This window comes from Pseudomonas edaphica, from assembly GCF_005863185.1.
GTDB lineage: Bacteria > Pseudomonadota > Gammaproteobacteria > Pseudomonadales > Pseudomonadaceae > Aquipseudomonas > Aquipseudomonas edaphica.
In genome coordinates, this window is the sequence record NZ_VBVZ01000554.1 from 1 (window position 1) to 4,053 (window position 4,053).

Annotated in this window: 5 protein-coding genes; 1 reads left to right on the forward strand and 4 read right to left on the reverse strand. The window is 61.2% G+C overall.

Annotated features, from left to right (window positions below):
• From FEM54_RS26315 to FEM54_RS26330, 4 genes are all read right to left on the reverse strand, one after another.
• Positions 1 to 468: tripartite tricarboxylate transporter permease (locus FEM54_RS26315; RefSeq protein WP_171045905.1), on the reverse strand; the 468-nt coding region annotated here is incomplete at its 3' end.
• A 1-nt stretch (position 469) separates the two neighbouring features.
• Positions 470 to 928, reverse strand: a complete 459-nt coding sequence (locus FEM54_RS26320; RefSeq protein WP_099548634.1) for a tripartite tricarboxylate transporter TctB family protein — start codon at positions 926 to 928, stop codon at positions 470 to 472.
• Between the two features lie 60 nt (positions 929 to 988).
• Positions 989 to 1,972: a Bug family tripartite tricarboxylate transporter substrate binding protein gene (locus FEM54_RS26325; protein ID WP_138453633.1), complete on the reverse strand. Its 984-nt coding sequence runs from the start codon at positions 1,970 to 1,972 to the stop codon at positions 989 to 991.
• 33 nt (positions 1,973 to 2,005) lie between these two features.
• Complete coding sequence (locus FEM54_RS26330; RefSeq protein WP_017137321.1) at positions 2,006 to 3,295, reverse strand: OprD family porin; 1,290 nt, start codon at positions 3,293 to 3,295, stop codon at positions 2,006 to 2,008.
• Between the two features lie 235 nt (positions 3,296 to 3,530).
• Between FEM54_RS26330 and FEM54_RS26335 the strand changes: the two genes are divergently transcribed.
• The coding region (locus tag FEM54_RS26335; protein WP_138453634.1) for a response regulator at positions 3,531 to 4,053 on the forward strand (523 nt) is incomplete at its 3' end.

Genomic DNA, 4,053 nt, shown 5'->3' on the forward strand with positions numbered 1-4,053 from the left:
CGCGAACACCATCAGTACGAAATATTCCGCCGGGCCGAAGGCAATCGCCCATTTGGCCAGCAGCGGCGCAAACAGCACCATGCCGCAGGTGGCGATAAACGCGCCGATGAACGAACTCCATGCTGACAGCGACAACGCCACACCGGCCAGGCCTTTGCGGGCCATCGGGTAGCCGTCGAGGGTAGTCATTACGGTAGAAGCTTCGCCCGGGATGTTGAGCAGGATCGAGCTGATACGGCCGCCGTATTCGCAGCCCAGGTACACAGCCGCGAGCAGGATCAGCGCCGATTCCGGCGGCAGGCCCAACGCGAACGCGATGGGGATCAACAAGGCCACGCCATTGATCGGGCCCAGGCCCGGCAACAGGCCGACCACGGTGCCGATCAGGGTGCCACACAGCGCGGTCACCAGATTGTAAGGGGTCAGTGCAACGCCGAAGCCCTGGCCCAAATAGCTGAACGTATCCATATCAGTTCTCCAGAACTTCAAGCAGGCCGAGGGGCAGCGGTACATCCATGGCCTTGTCGAACAGCAGGTACAGGCCGATAGCCATGAGGGTGACGATCACTACGCTGGGCAACCAGCGGCCGCCATACAGGCGTGCCATTGGAATGCCGATCAACATGCTGCTGAGGATGAAGCCCAAGGGCTCGAAAGTGCCGGCAAACACGATCAGCAGCGCGACGCAAAGGCTGATCTTGATCAGGGTTTCGCGGTCCAGCGCGGGTTCTTCTTCGGTGTGCTTGGTTGGCTGCGGGCGAAAGATCATGTAGATCAGGCCCAGGCTCATCAGGCCGAGCATCAGCAGCGGAAAGGCACGTGGGCCGACCGGCTCGTAGGAAAACGCCGCCTGATACGGCCAGGCCATCAGTGCCAGGCCGGCGCAGACCAGCAGCATCACCGAGGCGAAAATGCGTTGTAAGAGCATGTGGAACTCCTGGGCCGCGCCGCCCGTTAAAGAGGGCGCAGCCGTGCAAAAGAGGGGCGATTACTGGATCAGGCCGAACTCTTTGGCCAGCACTTTGTAGTCAGCCACCTGTTTCTTCACGTAGGTGTCGAGCTCCGGGCCGGTCATGGCAAACGGGAACAGCTCGCGCTGGTCACGCAGCTTGGCGAACTCTTCGGAGGCCAGCAGTTTGTCGAACGCTTCTTTCCACCAGGCGTAGTCGGCATCGCTGACTTTTGGCCCGAGGTAGAAACCGCGGACCACTGGCCAGACGATGTCGTAGCCTTGCTCTTTGGCGGTCGGAATGTCCTTCATTTCCGGCTCGTCCAGGCGCTCTTCGGCGAACACCGCTAGCAGGCGCATGTCACCGCTGAGGATGTGCGGCATGGAGTCGGAGATGTCGGTGCTGCCCACCTGGATGTGGCCGCCGAGCAGGGCGGTGGCGATTTCACCGCCGCCTTCGAGGGCGACATAACGCAGTTCGCGCGGGTTGATGCCGGCGGCCTTGGCGATCAGGGCGGTTTGCATCCAGTCCTGGCTGCCTACGGTGCCGCCGGAACCGATCACCACGCTGCCCGGATCTTTCTTCAAGGCTTTGACGAGATCGTCGAGGGTCTTGTAGGGCGAATCGCTTTTCACTGCGATGGCACCGTAGCTGGTGCCGACCGCTGCCAACCAACGCACGGCGCTTTCATCAAAACGGCCGAACTTGCCCTGGGCCAGGTTCAACAGCGAACCGCTGGACCAGGCCACCAGTGTGCCGCCGTCCGCTGGGCGCTGTGCTACCACCGCGTTATAGGCCACCGCGCCCACGCCGCCGGGCATGTAGGTCACACGCATCGGTTTACTCAGCAGCTTCTCATTGACCAACGCGCTTTGCGCCAGTTTGCAGGTCAGGTCAAAACCACCGCCGGGGGAGGCTGGGGCGATGCATTCCGGGCGTTTGGGTTCGTCGGCGGCCAGCAGTTGGCCGGCGAACAACATGCAGCCGGCGGCGAGGGCCAATTTACGCAGTGAATAGGTCATTTGAATCTCCGTCTTGTTGTTATTTAGGGGCTACTACCAAAGTGCGACGCTATAGCTGACCAGCACGCGTACTTCATCCGCATCACGGGCCGAGTAGTTGGAGCGGTACGTGGCATTACGCAGGCGAAACGCGACATCCTTGAACGTGCCACTTTGTACGATGTAGCGGATCTCGCTGTTGCGTTCCCACTCCTTGCCGGTCTCACCGTTCTTGAGCTTGATGTTGTCACCCGACAGGTAACGGCTCATGAAGCTCAAGCCGGGAATGCCCAGCTTGGCGAAGTCGTAGTCGTAGCGCGCTTGCCAGGAGCGTTCTTCGGCGCCGGCAAAGTCGTTGATCTGTACGAAGTTGACCAGGTACGGGTCGGCCCCATCCACATACGGAAAGGCGCTGTCGCCGGACATGTGCTGGTAGCCGGCGCTGAGCTTATGGCCATTGAGGGCATAGCTGAACAGGCCGTTGAGGGATCTGTTGTCGATCTTGCCGCCATGGGCCGCGCCCGTGTCATCACTGATGGCCAGGCGCAGGTCGGTGCCGAAGGTGCCGGGGCCGAGCGGGCGCGAGGCAACCAGGCCGAGAAAGTGCTGGCGGTACACGTCATCGAGTTGGGCGAAGTGGTAACTGCCGGTGATCTTGTCGGCGAACTTGTAGTCAACGCCGCCGAAGTTGAAGTGCTTGCCGGTAGCGCCGCTGACGAAACGGCTGTTCTTGTTATTGAGGGCGATTTCTTCGTAGTCAGTGGAATCGCGGTCTTTGGCTTTGTCCAGGCGGCCGCCGGTAAACACCAGGTTCTTGAATTCTTTGGAGGTCAGCAAGCCACCGTTGAAGGTCTGCGGCAGGATGCGGCCGTCGTTGGGCTTGAGGGTCGGCAGTTCGGGGATCAGCGCACCGATCTTGAGTTCGGTGGCGGAGATCTTCACTTTGCCGGTCAGGCCGAGTTTGGCGTAGTCGTCGACAGCGCGGCCGTTGTCAGTGGGCAGCAAGCCAGAACCTGTGCGGTCGGGGCTGGAGTCGAGCTTGACCCCGAGCATGCCCAGCGCGTCCACACCAAAGCCGACGGTGCCGTCGGTGTAGCCCGATTGCAGGTTGAGCATGAAGCCCTGAGCCCATTCGTCGCGCTTGGATTGCTGCGCGCTGGTGCCGTCGCGAAAGTCGCGGTTGAAGTACATATTGCGGGTTTCCAGGGTCGCGCTACTGTCTTCAAAGAAGGCAGCCTGGGCAAGTGGCGAAAAGCCGGCAAGGGCGGTGGCACTGGCAAGGGCGGTCTTGGCAAGACGGGAAAAACGCACAGGCGGGCAAGCCTGGGGCTGGGTCGACAGCATCGTGGTGTACTCCGTTATTGTTCTTATTTTGGCGAAAACGCTTCGAGGCGTTTTTCGATCGCTACGGATCAGGTAGCTCGGCGGGCATTACCCACCGTTGCTGGATGCTAAAGGGCGAAGCTTTCACTAACCTTTCAGCTGCCTTTCAATGTTTTCGGGCTTCACAGGGCAGGCGGCGCCTGTAAACTGCCCGCCAAAGCGTGGCGTCGACCATGCCCGAACGAGGTGAAAATCCATGCGTGTCCTCTTGGTTGAAGACCATCTGCAACTCGCCGAAAGTGTTGCCCAAGCGCTCAAGAGCACGGGTTTGACCGTCGACGTACTGCACGACGGCGTGGCCGCGGACCTGGCCTTGAGCAGCGAGGAATATGCGGTGGTGATCCTCGATGTGGGGCTGCCGCGCATGGATGGTTTTGAGGTGTTGGCGCGTCTGCGGGCGCGTGGGAAAAATCTGCCAGTGTTGATGTTGACGGCGCGCAGTGATGTAAAAGACCGTGTGCATGGCCTGAACCTGGGCGCTGATGACTACCTGGCCAAGCCCTTCGAGTTGACCGAGCTGGAAGCGCGGGTCAAGGCGCTGTTGCGCCGCAGTGTGCTGGGCGGTGAACGTCAGCAGGCGTGCGGCGTGCTGGTCTACGACCTGGATACCCGGCGTTTCACCGTGGGCGGCGAGCTGATGACGTTGACCTCTCGCGAGCAGGCGGTGCTTGAGGCGCTGATCGCGCGGCCCGGCCGCGTGATGAGCAAGGAGCAACTGG

What these genes read in the sequence shown, in the direction of transcription:
- FEM54_RS26320 (WP_099548634.1), bottom strand. Translation starts at nt 928, where the DNA reads ATGCTCTTACAACGCATTTTCGCCTCGGTGATGCTGCTGGTCTGCGCC.
- FEM54_RS26325 (WP_138453633.1), bottom strand. Translation starts at nt 1,972, where the DNA reads ATGACCTATTCACTGCGTAAATTGGCCCTCGCCGCCGGCTGCATGTTG.
- FEM54_RS26330 (WP_017137321.1), bottom strand. Translation starts at nt 3,295, where the DNA reads ATGCTGTCGACCCAGCCCCAGGCTTGCCCGCCTGTGCGTTTTTCCCGT.